Here is an 18,838-nt window from a genome sequence, read left to right on the forward strand (position 1 = left end):
AAGAGGCCCAAATGATCATCCATCATCCGCTTTTCGGGCCTTGGGATTCCCAGGAGTTCATCTATCTGGGCGACGCAATTACTCACCTGAACCCGCAGAAATGGGCCGACACCTCCCCCGCCGAGCGGTTCGCCCTGCTGGAAGCTGTGCGCGAAAACCTAAAGAAATTTGGCGGTGAACTCGCCGCCTCGGACACCGCCATGAAGAATTGTCAGATGAGCGAAGAGATTTGTACTGAACCGTTATCAAAGATGGCAACGATTGTTCCGATGGCCAATACCGTTTCTGCTGCCATCGACGTTTATGAAGGCATCGTGCATGGCAAGATGCCAGAGCCGATCAGCATCACCAAAGTTGGTGATGATCGCTATGACATCGCGGCCTTCCCGATCGACACCAAGGACAAGCTGATGAACGGCGACCGGAAGGATGTCATTCGGGTCAAGGGCGAACCGAAGCAAGTGAATCCGATGGACAATCCTACCGGGATCACCGCCGTATTGCCGCCTACACCAGGAACAATCAGCGAGTGCGGGAGCTGATCCACACCGATCGGCTTCTGGTTTTCAACGCTGCTGACGGCTGGGAGCCGCTCTGCGCATTTCTCGATGTGCCGGTCCCAGCTGAGGCTTTCCCGAACACCAGCCTGCGCGAGGAGTTCTGGGCCGAGCTTGGCGGTGAACCTGATGATATGGCGGCAGGCTAAGTCTCTCACACTCCTTCCCGGCTGGACCTGGGAAGGAGGTCCGCCAGAATTGGGCTGGACACGCCAAACAATGGGAGGCGTTGCATTACCCCGCATTCTGGATATTCATTGCAAACGCTCTCAAGCTGCGCGGACTCGGCAGCCGTTCACTTAAACGCGAATTAGGCGAGCACAATCTTGGAATGAGAAAAGCCTGGTATCTCAACGGGACAAATCTGATCCCGGGTATTTACATCAAATCCCTGTACTGTTCTCCAAGATCCGTCTGGTGTGGGAAATTCCCCTTCGCCAGATATTCAAGTTCGGCTTCCGTTGATTTGCGACCCAGAACCTCGTTTCGGTGTGGATGACGACCGAAAGCTGCCACTACTGCACGATGTAGTTTGGGTTGTTGTGGGGCCCTTTGATACAATTCTCTCAGGTGCGCAGGAGCTTCTTCTGCGAGGGCCTCTGCAATTGCCACTGCACGTTCCAAATTGGCAAGATGATCGGGACATTCGCAATGCTCAAGTGGAATTTTGTACGCGGTTTTATACCACACATCTTCGAGCGCATCGAAGTGTCCGTTTTCGAACCCCTCAAGGCAGAGTTTCAGGGCTTTCGGGTCCTGCGAGAATGCCTTGGCCGTACCTGCCCAGACAGTTCGTGGAAACTGGTCCAAGATGATTATTAAAGCAAATCGGCCTTCCGGAGTATCAGCCCAATAATCAAATTCTCCGTCCGCAGCCAATTGCGTGACTTCCGAGTATTTCTCCAAAACTTCGGCATTGGCGCCGCCACGCATCCGCCACATCCAAAGCTCCAAGTGCTCCTTTGGTTTGGGCGCAGGACCTTCGGGGAACCAGAACTTAATGATCTCCTCTGGCGTGATTGCTGAACTGTTCATAAGCTTGGCCATTTAAACGGTTGCAGGTCGACTTACCAAATAGGTAAATTGCGCTGCGCTGTATTGCTCGTATCACATATGATTGGCTAACTGGAGGTCGCATTTCGAACGCTCGGCCCCTCTCATTCTGATTGCGTTGGATGCTTGTAGTGGGCTCAACGCTTCCCTCGAAGGTAATTCAGCATCTGAGGTTGAGCTTAAAAGTCGACCCTAAGTAACGGCCCATACCAGTCCTTCATCTTGCCAGACGGTACCGCAGTGCAGCTTCACCGAAGCAGCCATTCGCTGTGCGGAGGCGATCCAAGCATTTTACAAGGCCTGCGGTGCGGACAAAGCTGATGCAGGAAGAGTGCACGCGAGTATCCACCGCGCCAGTAGTTGCGTGCAAAGCATTAGAGAATATCCGGGATCGACCCACGCACTGTTGCCGCAGTTGCGCTCAACCAAAGAGATTGTTGACCGATAGCCCATTCGGAATTCAATATGGTTGCGCGTCAGCTTCGCTGCGATCCGTAGTGAACTTGCGGGCGGCGGATAGGCCGGAGAACTACGGGGGGGAGCATGACTGCCAACGTGGAGACCCTTTTTACCGAAAGCGACGGCCTCTCCATCGCCTATCAGGTTTGGGGCGATGGACCGCGAAATCTCGTGTTGGTTCCCGGCATGATCTCGCATCTGGAAGCGTCTATGGAGCATCCGGGCTATCTGCAGTGGATGACGACTCTCAGCTCGGTTGGAAGGTTGGTTACTTTCGATAAGCGCGGAAACGGTATGTCCGACCGCATTCAGGGAACACCAACCCTTGAAGAGCGCATGATGGATATTGAATCGGTGATGGATGCCACCGGCATGACCTCAGCCACGATCATTGCTTTCTCCGAAGGTGCTTCACTTGCCTGTGTCTATGCCGCGATGCGCCCCGAGCGCGTTGAACGCCTGGCCCTTTGCGGCGGGTACGCTCAAGGCCGTTTAACCCGAGGTTATCTGACACCTGAAAGCCTTGAAATTGCATTGACCCAATTCCGCGAAAATTGGGGGAAGCCCTACAAACCTCACCCATTTTCTGAATTCGGCCCAAGTCAGGACGATGCCGAGGCTCAGGAAGCCTGGGCGCATTTTCAACGGATGAGCGCGACTCCCATCACAGTTGCCAACCTGTTCGAGTTGGCCGCGTGGATCGATATCCGGGAATTGCTGCCTTCTATTTCCCAATCCACATTGGTTATTCATCGCGAAACCGAAGAAGCGAACGGGGCAGATTGTGCCCAGGATTTTCTGCGTTTGATGCCCTCGACTGAATACAAAACCGTACCGGGCCACGAGCATGTGCCGTGGGAAGGTGATGTGGAAAGCTATGCGGCCGCGATCATTGAGTTCGTAACCGGCGCGGCCCCGGTAACGAACCAACCCACACGCACCCTTGCCACTGTCCTTTTCTCAGATCTGGTCGATTCCACCTCGCAACAAGCCCGGATCGGTGATGACAGTTGGCGCGACCTGATGAACCGCCACGACGATATCTGCGCGAACCAGATTTCCCGCCATGGCGGTCATCTTGTGAAATTCACCGGCGATGGTGTGCTGGCGACGTTCAACTCCCCGACCAGCGCGCTCGCCTGCGCTGCATCTGTACGAGAAGCCTTGTCTGCAATTGACTTAAGCGCACGCTTCGGCGCGCATACTGGTGAGATTGAAATTCGTGGCGACGATATCAGTGGTCTTGGCGTAGTCGTGGCCGCGCGCGTGATGGGCAAAGCCAAGGACGGACAAGTTCTGGCTTCCGATCTTACCCGCCAACTGATGCTTGGTGCACCGTTCCAGTTTCAAGACTGCGGTGAACACGAGTTGAAAGGCGTCCCAAACACTTGGCGACTGCACGCGGTCAGCCCCGCGAATTAAACAACTCAATATACTGGCGCTGCCCTGCTTGTCTTTGCCGCGAGAAAAGGAGCATCCGCTTTGGGGCTCTTTCCGGGCTTCGGCGACTGTGCAGCATCCGATCAGTGTCCTCGCTGGGCCTGAGCACAGACGTCCCAGGCCGGTCATTGAGCGTCGGTAACCAATGCTGCGATTGCAGCCGGTTATCTGGTAGAGCGAAGATGATTGCCGTTTGAATAACGGCAAACGTACTCGCCTGTCTATGAGGGTTTTGCGTTCGGCAGGTGCTGCAGATCAATGAAATCTATCAATCAGCCGCATCACGATTGGCGCGCCGAGGATGACAAGGACCATACGAAACACGTGGTGGGCGACCACGAAGGCTACATCTGCACCGACAATCAACGCCAGCACTGCCATCTCGGCCTGACCGCCCGGTGCGAAGGCCAGCAAGGCCTCGCGGCCGGGTGCGAGGTCAAAGATAATCGCGAACTCGACCAATCCGAAGGTCAATGCGATCAGGACCACGCAGAAACCCGCCCCCGCCACAAGGTCACGCTGAACTTCGGCGCGCGTCACGCCCGAGTATTTTGCACCCACGGTCAGCCCGATGAAGAACTGCGCCAGCCAGATTGCCTCGGCGGGTGGGCGAAAATGCAGCAACCCGGCCAGGGCCGCTATCGCCGCCGCAATCATCGGACCCAGAATTGAGGCGCCAAATAGCCCGACCCGTTCCGCGATGCGCCAGCCCGCGATGGCGCAGAAAAGCATGATCAGCAATTCCTGTGGCGGGATCGACGCAGCGGGTGCACCGGGTGGGTTGCTCAGATCGACATCCCAGATGATCTCAAGAATGAACGGCAGAGCCGTCACGATCAGCAGAACCCGGGTTGCGTGAATTAGGGACAGGGTCCGCACGTTGCCACCAGCCTCTTCGCCGAAAACCAGCATGTCCTGAAGCCCGCCGGGCATCGCGGCATAATAGGCCGTCGGCATGTCATAGCCCCAGACCCGCCGGAAATAGGGTACCCCGATCACTCCGATCAAAATCACGGTGACCGGGATCATCGCCAATGTGGACCACATGGATGGGAAACTCGCCAGAACCGCGGGTGTCAGGGTTGCACCAACCGCAACCCCCAGAATGGTCCGCATGGTTTTGTTCACGACCGCGATCCCACGCAGACGCATCCCGAAAGCTGCGGCTGTGAGACAGGCAAAGATGGGACCCAGCAACCAGGGCAATGGCAGATGCAGAACATGAAACCCGGCCACGCCCGCAAGGCCAACAGCGAAGGTCAGAACGACAGTCATCGCTGGTGTTTCACGGGCGTTCTCATGACCTTTCTGCCTTTCAAAACTATGACTTCGGGAACGCGAGATCGGTTTCCCGCTTCATCCCCAATTGCCAGTTAACCTCTAACCTGCGTTGGAATGAATACTGGCAAGCCAGGTGATGTCATCGAAACAACGGTGTGAGGGCTGCAAGTGAACTCAGGTCTGCGATGCCTTGCGACTGGACGTAGAGGTCACCGGCATTTTCATGCCCCCCCATGCAATCGAGGAATTTCTCTTGTTTCTGCGTCTCGGAGAATGGCTCGGAGATGCTCCCTTTTGGATTGCGCCGGACCCGCTCGACCTGCGATCCATCCACGAGTGTCGCGGTCAGGATATGTGGCAGAAAGTCCTCGGCCGCTTCTTCCTCGGCCGTGTAGTGGGTCATCTTGATGCGGTCCAGCAACGGCTCGTCCGCATGGGCGGCCACCCCTTCCGGAGTGAAATCCGTGACACTCAACCGGCCTGCCCGCACCGCGCGCGCAATGCAATAGGACATGGAGAACCGGGCTTCCATTTCGTTTTTGGGATGCGTGAACGGCATGTTCCGATAGTTCGCGATCCGCACCTTGACCGAGATGTCTGCGATGTTCTCGGGGTTGATAACCCCTTCGTCCCGCAGATCCAGCGCCATGTCGATGGCCATATGGCTTGAACCGCAACAGGCGAACCGCTTTGGCATGACACCAGCGGTTTCGATATAGTGGGGCATGTCGGGGGTTATGTCGAGATTGGCATATCCGCGTGGCGCTTTGCCGCCGAAAAGCTCAAGAAAACCCTGTCCGCGCTCAATGATATCGGCGTGCCCGGACAGGCCTGCCCGTGCCAGACGGGCGGCTTCGATGGCATTTTTTGCGCCCATTCCCGCGTGGAACGGTTTAACGGGCGCACCGAACTGGGCCTTGCTGCCCGAGGCGAAGCTGACGGCCAGCGACATTGCGTGCACAATCCGCGCGCGATCGAACCCCATCATGTGAGCCACACCAGCCGCCGTTCCGATGGTGCCGATTGTCGACGTACTGTGCCAGCCAGCGGTGTAGTGAGAAGGAACGACACCTGCGCCAATCAGGCCCTGGACCTGCAGCGCGACCAGATAAGCCTGGACGACCTGCGCGCCGGATGCGTTTAGCTCGTCACCAATTGCCAGCAAAGCCGGAACTGAAACGGCAGAGGCGTGGCTGAGCGCGGGTCGAAAATTATCGTCGAAATCCAGCGCGTGGGCTGCGGTTCCGTTGATTGCGGCGGCAATTGCGGCGTCTGACCGCCCGCCGCCAATAAGCCGTGCGGGGCCATCCTGAGTCGCCCCCGACAAATAGGCCTGTCGCACGCTGAGCGTCGCCGGATCGTCGCGCCCCAGATACATACATGCAACCGTGTCCGTGATTGCGTCGGCTGCAAGCGCGCGCTGACGCTCAGTCGATTGATATACGATGCACCAATCCGCGATGCGCTCAAGAACGGTGCTCATGTCAGTTGGGCATGCTGGTCGGCGCCAGCACTTTTTCGACGACCTCGGCAAACCAGGCCGCGCCAATTGGCAGAACGTCATCGTTGAAATCGTAACGCGGATTGTGCAGCGGCACTGGCTGCTCTCCGGGTTTGGTGGTGCCGATCCGGGCAAAGCAACCGGGGCGCGCTTGTGCCAAAAAGGCAAAATCCTCGCCCCCCATCGCCGGTGGTCGCTTCATCATTACATTGTCGCCACCAACAACAGCGATCGCGGCGTCCATGCCAAAATCAGTCGGCGCATCTGCGTTGATCACCGGCGGATAGCCGCGTCGGTAGTCGACGGCGACCTCGGCTCCCATCGTTGCCGCCGCGTTGCGGGCAATCTCGGAAATCAGCCTTTCAAATTCGTCCTGAACCTCGGGTGTCAGGCTGCGGGCAGTGCCTTGCAGTTCGGCCACCTCGGGGATCACATTGCCTGTTGTACCCGCATGAAACTGCGTCACCGAAATCACGCCGTTTTCCAGTGGATCGATCCGGCGCGAAAGGATCGTCTGCAGAGACAAGGCAACTTGCGCCCCAGCGATCAGAGGGTCGACGGTGTGATGCGGGCGCGCGGCGTGTCCGCCCTTGCCTGTGACTGTGATCGAAAACCGGTCGGACGCGGCCATAGTCGGGCCTTTGACCACGCTCATCACGCCTTCGGGCAATAATGGGTCGTTGTGCTGGCCGAACACCATGTCGGCTGGGAACTTCTCGAACAGTCCGGCATCAAGCAGGCTTTTGGCCCCGGCCAGCCCTTCCTCGGCGGGTTGAAAGATCGCATGAACCGTCCCGGAGAACCGGCGCGTCTGCGACAGGTATTTCATCGCGCCCAGCAGCGTCGCCGTATGCCCGTCATGGCCGCAGCCATGCATGACACCCGGCACGGTCGAGGCCCAAGGCGCGTCTCCCTGATCTTCCATCGGCAGCGCGTCCATGTCCGCGCGCAAGGCCACGGCACGGTTGCCGTCACCTGCGCGCAGGGTGGCGACAATCCCGGTCTCGGTCAGGCGTTCAAACGGGATGCCCCATTCTGTCAGGTGCCGGGCGACGAAATCCGAGGTCTCGAATTCCTTGTACCCCAGTTCCGGGTGGGCATGGAGATGTCGGCGCCAGCCGGTCATTTCGTTGGCAAAGGCGGTAATTTCGGCAGGAATGGCCATAAGAAAACCTCGAGCGTTTGAAAAGGCTCTGCCCTCTGACTGCGGGCGGCAGCAGAGGGCAGGCGCTGTGTTTGGGATCAGTCGTCCTGAATGGCGGCAAGCGCCTTGTTCATCCGGGCTTTTCTGATCCGCATGATGATCATGATCACCGTCAGGATCAGGATCGTCAGCGAAATCGGGCGCTGGAAGATGATCCAGAGGCCGTCATTGGCAAGTAGCTGGGTCTGACGCACCGCGCGCTCCATGCCGCCACCCAGAAGCAGGGCAATCATGAAGGCCGGGATGTTGTAGTGATAGCGCCGGAACAGATAGCCGAGGACACCGAACAGAACCATGATCCACACGTCGAACAAGGACGAATGCAGCACATAGGCCGACGAGACCGAGATCATCAGGATCAGCGAATAGGTAATCCGCGCAGGCACTGCCAGAATGATCCGCCCGATCATCGGGCTGAACCAGAAGCCCACAACAAAATAGGCAACGATACAGAACAGACCGGCGCTGAACAGTGCATAGATCAGGTTGGCGTCTTCGGTGAAGACCTGCGGCCCGACGGTGATGCCATGGATCAGCATCGCACCAGCCAGCAGCGCCGCCTGCGTCGATCCGGGGATACCAAGGGTCAGCAGCGGTATCAGGTTCGCGCCCGAGGTGGCGTTGTTGGCGGCCTCTGACGCTGCAACGCCTTTGACCTCGCCATCGCCCCATTCGTCATCGGGCTTGGCCTGCCGTCTGGCCTCGCCGAAGGACAGGAACGACGCGACCGAGGCACCAATGCCGGGGAACATGCCGACCGAGGCTCCGATGAACATGGATCGTATGATCGTCGGCAGAACGCGCAGATAGTCCGCAAGGCCGAAAGTGTCGTCGGGTTTGCTGACTTCGTTTTTCTGGTTCTCTTGATCCTTGTGCGAGGTCGCGCCAAAATCCCGAACGTCAAAGCGGTGGAACACTTCGCCAACCACAAAGATACCGATTAGCGCCGGAACCAGCGGCAGACCATCCATCAGCGGCAGCTGATCAAAGGTCATGCGCAGGTTGCCCGAGATCGGGTCGAACCCGACCAAAGCGAGCGTAATGCCGAACAAGGTGCTGATGATGCCTTTGATCATCGATTCACCGATGATCGACGAGATCACGACAAAGGCCAGAATATAGATCGTCACCAGCTCGGGCGGGCCGATTTTCACGGCGTAAACTGCAAGATAGGCCGCGCCAAAGATCAGCAGACATTCCGAGAAGAAGTCGCCCGTTGCCGACGCCGCCGTGGCAGCGCGCAGCGCTTTGACCGGGTAGCCCTTCCGCGCCAGCGGATGACCTTCGATCATGGTCGCAGCCGCGGAAGGGGTCCCGGGAGTGTTGAACAGAATTCCGGGGATCGAGCCGCCGAAATCCGATGATTTAGAGATCGTATACATCAGGATCAACGCGATCAGCGGGTCCAGATAGAACGAAAAGGGCAAAAGCAGAGCAACTGCGGTTGTACCGCTCAGCCCTGGCACGGCACCGACGAGAATACCCGCAACCGAGCCGATGATGGCGACAATCACCGCACTGGGGCTGGTGATGAACGCTGACATACCTTCCAGGAATGGAGACATATTCTAGTTCCTTTTGATCGGTCTTCGGATGCGTTCAGAACGCGGCAAAGAAGTCTCGGCGCCATGTGGGCACCTTGTCGTTCAACCCGGTCGAAATCAGCGCGCCGTCGCCTTCGGTGATGCCCAGGAAAAAGAAGAACAGCAGGTAGGAAAACAGGGTGAAACACACCGCAATCGTTGCCTGCTTGCGACCGAATTCACCGGTAAACAGGCTGACCGCGACAAAGCCCACAACGGTCGTGGCGATGATGTATTCGGCGGCCCAGAAAATGATCGGGTAGGCACAGCCCACCAGCGCAATCAGGATACCGCGCCGTGTCATGAAGGGCAGATAGGCATCCGGGTCCTCGCGCTCTTCGAGACTGGCGCGCGCAGCGGGCGACAGGACGACCACGGCCAGCAAGATGACCGACAACACGATGATGGCCAAAGCGAAGGCAACTCCGCTGTCTTGTGCAATGCCAGCCAAACCACCAACCGACAGCAGATCATACGCGCCTGCCAGAAAAACAACGATCATGAAGAGACCGAACAGGATCTCGCCGTCAAGCCACTTAGGCATCTTTCCCTCCCTATTTCCGTTGACCGAAGGCAGCGTACTGCCTCCGGCCTTGACCAAGACGCTCTTAGAGCGAGCCTGCGACCGCGTCGGTCGTCGGGCGCCATGCGTCCATGAGCGTTTTCATGTGCTCATGAGTTTGCGGACCATCCATGAACACGACATTCAGGTTCGCGTTCTTGACTTTTTCCTGCGTCGCCGGGTCTTCGATGGCGAATTTGAACGCAGCCGTCAGTTCCTCGATCACCTCGTCCGGCGTGTCCTTCGGTGCCAGAACAAGATAGGGCGCGGGCATCGCAACGAACTCGGTGTTCTGTTCGGCGAAGGACAGCATGTCGGGGGCCAGGCCATCACGTTCTTCAGCCATGACACCGATGGCGCTCATGGTGTCGAGGTTGGCCAGATAGTGGTGCGTGCCAACCACGCCGAAGGCCACCTGATCGCCGATGATTGCGGCACGGGCCGGGGCGCCGCCTGCAAACGGTACGTCCTGCACCTTGTCTTGCAGATCGTTGGCCAGCAGCCAGCTGGTCATGGCGACATCGGTGATCGACCCTTTGCCGGTATGGGCCCAGCGAAGCTGCTCGCCCGCCGCATCCGCGTCCAGAATGGCCTGTTTCAGATCGGCGACCGAGTTCAGGTTCCGCGCCTTGGGCGCAACAACAGCCAAGTTCGCCACGGCGACATGCGCCACCGGTTTGAAGTCGTTCAGAACGTCAACGCCGGTTTCCTTGACCATGGTTGCAATCATGGCCGAGCCCGAGATCATCACGATGGTTTGGCCATCCGGCTTGGACGGTTTGGTGAATTTCAGACCAATCAGCTGGCCTGCGCCCGGACGGTTCGCCACGACGATAGGCTGATTGTCCAAAGCCTCGGTCAAAGCCGGAGCGAAAATGCGGGACAGCGTGTCAAGTCCGCCGCCGGGTTTCGCACCCACAACGATTGTGACCGGCCCGTTCGGGAAGTCGTCGGCGGCCGTTGCCGCTCCGGCCATAGCGGCCAGCGCGATCGTGGCGCTTGCGGCTACGCTTTTGAGTGTTCTGTACATGGTGTTCTCCCTTGATTGGTATGCGCAGTTTTGAGGTTGAAGTAAGCACCTACAAAGCGGGTGAGCTTAAGCAGAATGTCGTCGAAGAAGATCTTGCCTGCCTCGGCACTGAACGGCACGTTTTCACCGTTGATTTTTGCGTCTTCGCTGATGTCTTCAGCATAAACGGGTAGGTTGATATCCAGATCCTCGAACTTGCCCTGATGCAGGGAAACCAGAGGGATACCGTTCATTTCGCCTTTGCCCTCACGATACACGTCCTGCTGCTGGGGGCAGTCATCGGGGAACAGATAGCGGCTGAGCGAGCCCATCGGTTCGGTCCCGTGGCCTTTGGCGCGAATGCCAAACTCGGGCTGCGCGTGGTTCCACACGTCCTCGTCGAACTTGCCCCAGACATTGACCGACGGAATGATGATGCCGTGCTTGGCGCGTGCCAGACGAAGCTGATTGGCGATGATCCCGGAATTGCCGCCATGCCCGTTCAGGACAAGGATATTCCGAACGCCGTCCCGAATGAGGCCATCCAGGATTTCCGAGAATACTGCGGCAAATGTCTCAGCCGACAGGGCGATACCCGCAGGCGCATTCTGAAAATAGGTGGCATGGCCAAAAGGCAATGTTGGCACGGTAATGCAACCCGTTTCCTCGGCCAGACGCTTTGCCAGCGCATCGACCAGCCGGTAATCCCCCATGGGCGTATAGCAGCCGTGCGGTTCGGTCGATCCGACCGGGATCAGAAAAGGCGTGTCGGCGGCAACCGCCGCGCGCGCGTTCAAAATGGTGGTTGCTGCAAGATCGGTCATTGCGCTGTCTCCACGGTCACGGCGTATTGCGCCACCAGATCATCGGCACCGGACAAGGCGCCTAGGGTGGCCCCGGCTTTCATGTCCGCCCGGCGTCGGGTGCTTGTGTTCTCTTTCGCCGCCGCCGCTTTGGCGAGCTCGGCAGCTTCGGCGCGGGGAATGCAGATCACTCCGCTGTCGTCGGCCATGATCAGATCACCCGCATGAACCACGGCGCCGCCACAGTTGACGGGCAGGTTAAGGCTGCCAGCCGGTCCGGTTCGACGCGTGGTGATGGGCGAAACGCCGTAGGACCACACCGGCAGATCATGTTCACGGATCTCGTCAGGGTCGCAAATCGGGCCATCGACAATAGCGCCCGCCGCGCCCGCCCGAACCAGCCCATAGGCAACATTGCCGCCAAGACAGGCCAGACGCGTATCCCCGGCCCGGTCGATCACGACGATATCACCGGGGCGCACTCGTCCCGACGCATAGTGCAGAAGCGTGGAATCCGGGGTAGGCAACCGCAGGGTTATGGCTGTTCCCATGATGCGTTTGTCCGCCTGACGCGGCGTGATGCGGTGATGATCCAGAAAGCCGGTCCAGGTCAGATGACCAACCGTTGCGACCGAAACACCGGACAGCATCGACAAGATTTCGCCGTCGATCTGGTCCGGCATGGGGGCTATGTCGTAGTGTCCAGGCATATGTTCGAACATTTCTGTTATTTCGATGATTTGAAGATTTGTAGCAGAACTGTGATTATCGGTCAATAATTTCAAATTCGACTATTTTCCGATGCCCGATCGCATGTTAAACAAGAGGAATGCGCACTGATATTTTGCCCCCGTCGACGGCCTCGACCGCCAAAGAGCCCATAACGAACCGGATCTATGATTCGATTCTCGAGGACATCCGGTCAGGAAAGCTTGAACCCGGGCAAAAGCTGAAAGTGCGGGAACTGACATCCGAGTATGGCGGCAGCACCGGATCCTGCCGGGAAGTCCTGAACCGGCTTGCTGGCGAGCGATTCGTGCAAACCAAAGGCATGACCGGCTTCAGTGTCCGCGATCTGTCCTCCGAGGATCTGGTCGAAGTGCTCGACCTGCGAGATCAGCTGGAATCACAAGCCTTCGTTCAGGCGATCCAACATGGGGATACCGAGTGGGAAGAACGTATGGTTCTGGCGTTTCACAGGCTGGAACGGGAACGCGCGCGTGAGGGGACCTCACTGATCGAACGGGAATATTACCACCGGGAATTTCATCTGGCCCTGATCGGAGCCCATACATCCGAGTGGCATCAGTTCTTTATCCGGACACTGAGCCTGCATTCCGAGCGATACCGCCGTATTCTTCTGCCGAAGAGGATATTCGAGCCGGATTACGTGCGCGTGGTCGATGAAGAACATGAGCAGATCATGCGCCTCGCGCTGGAACGCCGCGCCGAGGAAGCTGCGGAAGCATTGAAGAAGCACCGCTCAAGATCTCGAACTGATCTGCTTGTTGCATTGGAAGGTCGCTAGCTCTGGATCCGAACCGTCCAACCCCCACATAAAGTGAAACCGAAAACATGACCCTGCCACGGATTGCCCTGATCCATTTCCATCTGGAAAGTAACCGTGCCGCGCCGATAACCGCGCGCACGGATTTTGCCGCCCAACGCTTGGCCATCGGCACAGAATTCGCCCGCGACCTCGCGGAAAGGCCAGCCTTGGCCTCGGCGGGGATCAAAGGGTTCTCAGAGGACTTCGGGCCATTTGACCCTGTGCCGGTTTTCGCCGCGTTCGCGGGTGCGGGTGGCATGATGGACGGCCCGTTTTTCGACGAACTCCTGCAAGCGGTGCGAGACCATCTTCCGGCTGACGTGGATGGCGTCTATCTGGACGCGCATGGGGCCTGCATCGCCACCAATGACGAAGACCCTGACGGGACGCTGATTTCTCTGATCCGCGAGATCGTCGGGCCGGGTGTTCCGCTGGTGGTGACGCTGGACTTACATGCCCATGTCAGCCCGGACATGATTGAAGGCGCAGACTTTATCGCAGCGTATCAAACCAATCCTCATGTGGATCAGTTTGAACGGGGGCAGGACGCCGCCGGGGCGATGAAAAGGCTTCTGAACGGAGAAAAGACAGGACGCGCATTGGTCCGCCTGCCCTTCATTCCACCGTCGACCACACAGGACACGACAGGAGGGCCATATGGGCGGCTGATGAAAGAGGCGGTGGCACAGGCAGTCGACCCAATCTGGAACGTATCGCTTTGTGCAGGCTTTTCCGTCGGGGATTCGTCGAAAGCCGGCGCAAATGTCACCGTCACCGCAGACAACTCTGCAATCGCTCTCGAAACAGCGCGCGCGATCGGGCAGGCGCTTTGGGATGCACGTCATGAGTTCCGGATAAACCTGACCCCGATTGACGAGGCGGTCCGCCTGATGTCCGATTTGGGGGCCTCTCGCATCTATGCGGACGTGGCCGACAACCCGGGCGGTGGAGGCCGCGGCAACACGCTCGCCATTCTCCGGGCCATGCTCGACGCAGGCGTCGAAAACGCTTTGGTCGGAATGCTCTTTGACCCTGAGCTCGCCGCTGAGGCAGCGGAGCAGGGCGAGGGCGCGAGGTTTCAAGCCCGGTTCAATCGTTCCGAATCCGATGTGCAATCCGGTCGCCTGACGGCGGAGGTCGAGGTCGTGAAACTGGCAGATGGCCCGGTGAATTGCAGGCGCGGGCTCTATGCCGGTGGACGGCAAGACCTTGGCCAATGCGCCCTTCTGAGGTGCCAGAGTGTGCTCATCATCGTCACAAGTATTCGCCGCCAATTGTGTGAACCCGCATTCGTCGAGCGTTTCGGGCTGAACATCGCCGATTTCAACACTATCGTCGTCAAATCCCGCGGCCATTTCAGGGCCGGTTTCGACGAGTTTTTCACGCCTGACCACGTTGTGGAAATAGACGGTCCGGGCCTGACCTCTCCGGCGTTGTCTCGAATAGACTTCAAGAAGACACCGCGCCCCATCCACCCGATTGATCCCGGCGTAAAGTGGGCCGCCAAAGCTGAAGGGTTCGCTGCAGGCGAAACATATTGAACCGATGAGTCGCAGACAGGCACGATATGACTCGATCGGCCTCACCAAAGTAGTTCACCTTGATTGTCGGTATGCTGCTGGCCCTTTTTATGCATCGTGACGACGGTTTCTGGCCTTGCGAACGATAGCCTGAGCACTAAGCGATCATTTCGGGTTCTAGTATTTCACCCATCGTTCGATCATGACTTGCGCCTAACGCAGGCTGTAGAAGACCTCCCCGTTCAAGAACTCCTAGCGGAGCTGCACGTTGAAGCTTTTGCCATATCCAGTTCCTCTGAGGGTTTCCTAGTAGTTTCCATGTCATCTTGGTGCCGACACCAGGGTTCTCCCGGTCGGGGTTACAAGCCCAGCAGGTTTATGCGTATTTTTCGCTAAGAAGCAGCGAGTTTATTTGGTTCTGTGCTCGGAGCCCGAAATTATATAATTATAATAGATACTTATTGTGAAATAATGACTTGCGCTCCTGCCGCAGAAATAATGATCAGTAGGATCAAATTAAGCTCGCAATAAGAGGATGGGTCTCGCCTTATTGAACATGTGGTTCGCGTCGCCAAGCCCAACCCCGTTCGTTTTATCAAGTGCATTTCGCTGGTATTTATTCGGCTATGCAGCAGCAGACTACGATATTCTTGCTGGAGCTAACCCTTCCTGTGAGAGCCATCCATGTCGTGAGCCCGTCCCTTCAAGCATTGCGACGATATGATTACCTGACCCCTGAGTTTGAAGTTAAAACCCAGAGCTTGCATTCAATGCCTGCGCAATGAGCCGGTCACGTCAGCAAGGTTCCCTCGTTCTCTGTCAAAAACCGTCTGATCTGGGGTTCAATCTTGGAACTGGCGGTCGGATACACACCCGTCTTGCTGACCGCATCGCGTGCCGAGGTTGCATTGCCGATGCGTTTCCAGATAGTAGGGGATGAAAACGGTGCGAGTCGAGGCCGTGTCGCCACGCCTGTGGTTAACCCTTTGATATGAACAATCTGTTGACGATGGGCCGGATAAAGAATGGTCTCGGACAAAAATCCGTCATCACTGAAAGCGCGTTCGAAAATGTAGATGCGGTTACCGCGATATGCGGCCAGACCTGAGTAACGCGTCCGCTGTCGGATGTTGCCATTAGCATCCGTGGCGCGTTCGAAACTGTGAGTGACCACATATCCATCTTGTTCGCGCAGCCAGATCAGGGTTCGCAGAATACCGCCCTCCCACGTGGGGGTGCGAAAATGCCCGTGATAAAACCCCAGGTAGCGACGCAGACCCCGGGCCTGATCACGAAACACGTCGCCGATCAGCTGTTCCGGAACACGGCGTGTAATCTTGTTTTGACGGATATGTCTTGCATAAAACGCGTCATGAGGCAGCAGCAACTCAGCCTCAGCAATGCTGAAAAACCCGGCGATACGGCGCAGGTTATAGGCTGAAGGCAACCCGCTGCCATTCAGATAGCGGTTAAATTGCTGGCGGTTGATTCCAATCTCGCGGCAGACGGCTGATACGCTTGTAAATCGCGCGCAGAGTGCCCGCAGGTTTTTTGAAAAATCCTCGGACATTGACCCTGTTTCTTTCACTAGTTGCTGCAGTTATGCGTAAACATGCTTACAATAGCATAAACTCGCTTACTTTCAACAGGCCCCATGATCGTGATTACTTGCCCTAAAGCGACGCATGAGACCGGGTGCCATGCGGAAGCACTCAGAAAGCGGCAGAATGACGGATGCGGGGTTTGGTCCCACGCTGCACACAGCACGGCCCGGAAAGCCAAAGGGAGAACGACATGAAAATGAAATGGATGCAGGCACCGCTGGATCGGCGCGGATTTCTGAAAACGGCTGCCGCACTAGGTGCAAGCTCGGCGCTTGCTGGCATCTGGCCGGGGCGGGTGATTGCGGCGGAAGACGGTGTTTTGCGCATCCGCTCGTATCGTGACATGCAGACGCTGGACCCGGCGCATTCCGAAGGTCAGAGCGACGAACAGATTCAGGCCCCGATCTATAACAAACTGATCCAGTACAAACCCGGCACAGAATGGGATTGGCAACTGGATGCCGCAGCCATGATCGAACAGGCTGACCCGACGCACATCAAATTCGCGCTGCGCGATGATATTGGATTTACCAACGGGTTCGGCGCAATGACGGCAGAGGACGTGAAGTTCTCGTTCGAGCGGATCATTGACGAGGCCACCGGCAGCCCGAACAAGCCGGATATGGGCCCTCTCAGCCATGTCGAGGTGACGGGCGAACGGGAAGGAACCATTGTCCTGAACGATCCCTTTGCGCCGCTTTGGTCCATTGCGCTGCCCTATATCACTGGCAATATTGTGTCAAAAGCGGCGGTTGAGGCCGCGGGCGGGCGTATCGGCACCGATCCGGTGGCGGAATCCGGCCCTTATCTGCGGTCGGCATGGAGCCCGAAGGAAAAGACGGTTTTGACCCGCAACCCCGATTGGAAAGGCGATGCTCCGGCCTGGGATACGATCGAAATCCTGCCCATCGACGATGAAAACACCGCCGAGATCGCCTTTGAAGCCGGTGAGCTGGACTTGACACGCGTCTCGCTGGGTTCGGTCGAACGTTATCGGGCTGGGGTGCCCAATGGCGGGACGCTGATCGAGAACCCGTCGCTGTATTATGTCTGGCTGGGCATGAACATGGATCACCCCAAGCTGCAGAACAAAAAACTGCGGCAGGCCATTCAGCACGCCATCGACGTGCCGACCATTCTTGAGGCTGCGTATTTCGGGGCGGCTGAGCCATCAACCGGGATCATCGCGCCGGGGCTGACGGGCAACCGCACCAACAGTCTGGTGCCACCGCAGGCTGATTTTGCCAAAGCGGCTGAATTGCTGGCGGAATCCGGGGAAACCAACGTCACCCTGACGCTGGATATCCTCAACAAGACCACCTACAGCACCATTGCGCAGATTATTCAGGCAACCTTGGGACAAATCGGCATCACGGTTGAGGTGAATGTGCTGGAATCGGGGGCGTTCTGGGCCAGTGGTGACAACGAGAATCTGCAACTGATCCTGAACCGGTTCTCGATGACCCCGGACCCCTACTACGCAACCGCATGGTTCACGACCGAACAAGCGGGTGTCTGGAACTGGGAACGCTTCCGCAGCGAAGAGTTCGATGCCGTCCACGACGCAGCCTTCCGCGAGACCGATCTGGCCAAGCGCGCCGAGATGTACCAGCGCGCACAGGATCTGATGGAGGAAAGCGGTGCGTATCGGTTCATCACCCATGAGGCGACACCGATCATCCACACCTCACGGATTGTGCCTGCATTGCGGCCCGATGGCACCACGCTGCTGCGGTATTTCGGTAAATCCTAATCAAGTGGGGCCGCAATGGCGTTTTATGTCCTCAGACGGTTCGCTCTTGCGGCCCTGATCCTTGTGGTCGCCGTCACCGCGATGTTTCTGATGATCCGCGCGGTGCCCGGCGACCCGGTCCAGATCATGCTGGGCCCGCGCGCCACGCCCGAACTTCAGGCGCGGCTGACGGCCGAGCTGGGGCTGGACCAACCGATCTGGAACCAGTTGCTGATTTTCTATGGCAACCTGCTGCATGGCGATCTGGGCGTTGACGTGTTCTCGGGCCGTCCGGTAACTCAGATTGTTTTTCAGCAATTGCCATTCACGCTGGAGCTGATCTTTGCCTCGATCCTGTGGTCTGCGGTGTTGGGGATTGCAATGGGCGCCTATGCGGCGGCGCATCCCAACACCTTGGTTGACCGGATCGCGGCGGCGGTCTCGGTCAGCTTCGTGGCGGCCCCGTCCTTTGTGATCGCGTTGTTGTCGTTGCTGGTCTTTGCTGTCCATTTGCAGTGGTTTCCGGCCATCGGCGTAGGTAAAGGGTTTGGTGACAGGCTTTATCACGTGGCGCTTCCGGCCTTTGCCATCGGGCTCAGTTGGGTCGGATACATCGCACGGCTGGTGCGCGCCTCGATGCTTGAGGTGCTGGGCGAAAGCCACATCCGAACAGCTCGCGCTTTTGGCTTGCGCGAGCGGCGCATTGTTATGGTCTATGCCTTGCGCATCGCCATCCTGCCGGTCGTGACTGTGATCGGTGTTGGAATGGGGTTTTTGCTCAGCTCAGCGGTGTTTGCTGAGATCGTGTTTGCCCGCCCCGGGTTGGGCAAGCTGGTGATCGATTCCATCACCACGCGGAACTATCCGATCGTCATGGGCTCGGTCCTTGTATCGACCGCGCTGTTTGTTCTGTCGACCGCTCTGGCGGATCTGGTCAATGCCTGGCTGGACCCGCGGGCCCGGACAGCGGGCTGAGGGGTC

Annotated in this window: 17 protein-coding genes; 7 read left to right on the forward strand and 10 right to left on the reverse strand. The window is 57.9% G+C overall.

Annotated features, from left to right (window positions below; translation table 11 throughout):
- Positions 1-11: 11 nt before the first annotated feature.
- Both ACR0NT_RS16230 and ACR0NT_RS16235 read left to right on the forward strand, forming a co-directional pair.
- Positions 12-542: a hypothetical protein gene (locus ACR0NT_RS16230; RefSeq protein ID WP_170669337.1), complete on the forward strand. Its 531-nt coding sequence runs from the start codon at positions 12-14 to the stop codon at positions 540-542.
- The gene (locus ACR0NT_RS16235; protein ID WP_480443370.1) at positions 530-706 is read left to right on the forward strand and encodes a sulfotransferase; all 177 of its coding nucleotides are present in this window, start codon (positions 530-532) and stop codon (positions 704-706) included. Before ACR0NT_RS16230 ends, ACR0NT_RS16235 begins: the two co-directional genes overlap by 13 nt.
- Positions 707-935: 229 nt before the next feature.
- Here ACR0NT_RS16235 and ACR0NT_RS16240 read toward each other — a convergent pair whose 3' ends face one another.
- Entirely contained in the window at positions 936-1,604 is a 669-nt protein-coding gene (locus ACR0NT_RS16240; RefSeq protein ID WP_170674646.1) for a DUF924 family protein, read from the reverse strand.
- Between the two features lie 549 nt (positions 1,605-2,153).
- Between ACR0NT_RS16240 and ACR0NT_RS16245 the strand changes: the two genes are divergently transcribed.
- Positions 2,154-3,491, forward strand: a complete 1,338-nt coding sequence (locus ACR0NT_RS16245; protein WP_170440560.1) for an adenylate/guanylate cyclase domain-containing protein — start codon at positions 2,154-2,156, stop codon at positions 3,489-3,491.
- 273 nt (positions 3,492-3,764) lie between these two features.
- On the opposite strand, the gene ACR0NT_RS16250 is transcribed toward ACR0NT_RS16245, so the two are convergent.
- From ACR0NT_RS16250 to ACR0NT_RS16285, 8 genes are all read right to left on the reverse strand, one after another.
- A complete protein-coding gene (locus ACR0NT_RS16250) occupies positions 3,765-4,784 on the reverse strand; it encodes an AbrB family transcriptional regulator (RefSeq protein WP_170440562.1) in 1,020 nt (339 codons plus the stop codon).
- Between the two features lie 145 nt (positions 4,785-4,929).
- Positions 4,930-6,273, reverse strand: coding sequence for an MmgE/PrpD family protein (locus tag ACR0NT_RS16255; protein ID WP_170674648.1), 1,344 nt, complete (start codon positions 6,271-6,273; stop codon positions 4,930-4,932).
- Between the two features lies 1 nt (position 6,274).
- Entirely contained in the window at positions 6,275-7,456 is a 1,182-nt protein-coding gene (locus tag ACR0NT_RS16260) for a M20 aminoacylase family protein (protein ID WP_170674650.1), read from the reverse strand.
- Between the two features lie 77 nt (positions 7,457-7,533).
- The gene (locus ACR0NT_RS16265; protein ID WP_170440567.1) at positions 7,534-9,060 is read right to left on the reverse strand and encodes a tripartite tricarboxylate transporter permease; all 1,527 of its coding nucleotides are present in this window, start codon (positions 9,058-9,060) and stop codon (positions 7,534-7,536) included.
- Positions 9,061-9,094: 34 nt separating this feature from the next.
- Positions 9,095-9,622 (reverse strand): hypothetical protein, encoded by a 528-nt coding sequence (locus ACR0NT_RS16270; RefSeq protein ID WP_170440569.1) that lies wholly within the window; start codon positions 9,620-9,622, stop codon positions 9,095-9,097.
- A 64-nt stretch (positions 9,623-9,686) separates the two neighbouring features.
- Positions 9,687-10,670: a tripartite tricarboxylate transporter substrate binding protein gene (locus tag ACR0NT_RS16275; protein WP_170440571.1), complete on the reverse strand. Its 984-nt coding sequence runs from the start codon at positions 10,668-10,670 to the stop codon at positions 9,687-9,689.
- Positions 10,646-11,473, reverse strand: a complete 828-nt coding sequence (locus ACR0NT_RS16280; protein ID WP_170674652.1) for a creatininase family protein — start codon at positions 11,471-11,473, stop codon at positions 10,646-10,648. The genes ACR0NT_RS16275 and ACR0NT_RS16280 overlap by 25 nt, the downstream gene beginning before the upstream one ends.
- Complete coding sequence (locus ACR0NT_RS16285) at positions 11,470-12,135, reverse strand: RraA family protein (RefSeq protein WP_170674654.1); 666 nt, start codon at positions 12,133-12,135, stop codon at positions 11,470-11,472. The genes ACR0NT_RS16280 and ACR0NT_RS16285 overlap by 4 nt, the downstream gene beginning before the upstream one ends.
- Positions 12,136-12,281: 146 nt before the next feature.
- On the opposite strand from ACR0NT_RS16285, the gene ACR0NT_RS16290 reads away from it, so the two are divergent.
- Together ACR0NT_RS16290 and ACR0NT_RS16295 are read left to right on the forward strand one after the other, a co-directional pair.
- Entirely contained in the window at positions 12,282-12,980 is a 699-nt protein-coding gene (locus tag ACR0NT_RS16290) for a GntR family transcriptional regulator (RefSeq protein WP_170674656.1), read from the forward strand.
- A 47-nt stretch (positions 12,981-13,027) separates the two neighbouring features.
- Positions 13,028-14,542 (forward strand): M81 family metallopeptidase, encoded by a 1,515-nt coding sequence (locus ACR0NT_RS16295; protein WP_170674658.1) that lies wholly within the window; start codon positions 13,028-13,030, stop codon positions 14,540-14,542.
- Positions 14,543-15,311: 769 nt separating this feature from the next.
- Here the strand turns inward: ACR0NT_RS16295 and ACR0NT_RS16300 are convergent.
- Positions 15,312-16,091: a helix-turn-helix domain-containing protein gene (locus ACR0NT_RS16300; protein ID WP_170440582.1), complete on the reverse strand. Its 780-nt coding sequence runs from the start codon at positions 16,089-16,091 to the stop codon at positions 15,312-15,314.
- Between the two features lie 224 nt (positions 16,092-16,315).
- Between ACR0NT_RS16300 and ACR0NT_RS16305 the strand changes: the two genes are divergently transcribed.
- Complete coding sequence (locus tag ACR0NT_RS16305) at positions 16,316-17,878, forward strand: ABC transporter substrate-binding protein (RefSeq protein WP_170440584.1); 1,563 nt, start codon at positions 16,316-16,318, stop codon at positions 17,876-17,878.
- Positions 17,879-17,893: 15 nt separating this feature from the next.
- Positions 17,894-18,832 carry an ABC transporter permease gene (locus ACR0NT_RS16310; RefSeq protein ID WP_170440586.1) on the forward strand — a complete coding sequence of 313 codons (939 nt, stop codon included), beginning with the start codon at positions 17,894-17,896 and terminating at the stop codon, positions 18,830-18,832.
- Positions 18,833-18,838 lie beyond the last annotated feature (6 nt).

It is taken from the genome of Ruegeria sp. AB10 (assembly GCF_056542745.1).

Bases quoted from the DNA above. Each gene is read 5' to 3' on its own strand.
- ACR0NT_RS16295 (WP_170674658.1), top strand. From the start codon at position 13,028: ATGACCCTGCCACGGATTGCCCTGATCCATTTCCATCTGGAAAGTAAC.
- ACR0NT_RS16280 (WP_170674652.1), bottom strand. From the start codon at position 11,473: ATGACCGATCTTGCAGCAACCACCATTTTGAACGCGCGCGCGGCGGTT.
- ACR0NT_RS16230 (WP_170669337.1), top strand. From the start codon at position 12: ATGATCATCCATCATCCGCTTTTCGGGCCTTGGGATTCCCAGGAGTTC.
- ACR0NT_RS16300 (WP_170440582.1), bottom strand. From the start codon at position 16,091: ATGTCCGAGGATTTTTCAAAAAACCTGCGGGCACTCTGCGCGCGATTT.
- ACR0NT_RS16285 (WP_170674654.1), bottom strand. From the start codon at position 12,135: ATGCCGGACCAGATCGACGGCGAAATCTTGTCGATGCTGTCCGGTGTT.
- ACR0NT_RS16265 (WP_170440567.1), bottom strand. From the start codon at position 9,060: ATGTCTCCATTCCTGGAAGGTATGTCAGCGTTCATCACCAGCCCCAGT.
- ACR0NT_RS16255 (WP_170674648.1), bottom strand. From the start codon at position 6,273: ATGAGCACCGTTCTTGAGCGCATCGCGGATTGGTGCATCGTATATCAA.
- ACR0NT_RS16270 (WP_170440569.1), bottom strand. From the start codon at position 9,622: ATGCCTAAGTGGCTTGACGGCGAGATCCTGTTCGGTCTCTTCATGATC.
- ACR0NT_RS16250 (WP_170440562.1), bottom strand. From the start codon at position 4,784: ATGACTGTCGTTCTGACCTTCGCTGTTGGCCTTGCGGGCGTGGCCGGG.
- ACR0NT_RS16275 (WP_170440571.1), bottom strand. From the start codon at position 10,670: ATGTACAGAACACTCAAAAGCGTAGCCGCAAGCGCCACGATCGCGCTG.
- ACR0NT_RS16245 (WP_170440560.1), top strand. From the start codon at position 2,154: ATGACTGCCAACGTGGAGACCCTTTTTACCGAAAGCGACGGCCTCTCC.
- ACR0NT_RS16240 (WP_170674646.1), bottom strand. From the start codon at position 1,604: ATGGCCAAGCTTATGAACAGTTCAGCAATCACGCCAGAGGAGATCATT.
- ACR0NT_RS16305 (WP_170440584.1), top strand. From the start codon at position 16,316: ATGAAAATGAAATGGATGCAGGCACCGCTGGATCGGCGCGGATTTCTG.
- ACR0NT_RS16310 (WP_170440586.1), top strand. From the start codon at position 17,894: ATGGCGTTTTATGTCCTCAGACGGTTCGCTCTTGCGGCCCTGATCCTT.
- ACR0NT_RS16290 (WP_170674656.1), top strand. From the start codon at position 12,282: ATGCGCACTGATATTTTGCCCCCGTCGACGGCCTCGACCGCCAAAGAG.
- ACR0NT_RS16260 (WP_170674650.1), bottom strand. From the start codon at position 7,456: ATGGCCATTCCTGCCGAAATTACCGCCTTTGCCAACGAAATGACCGGC.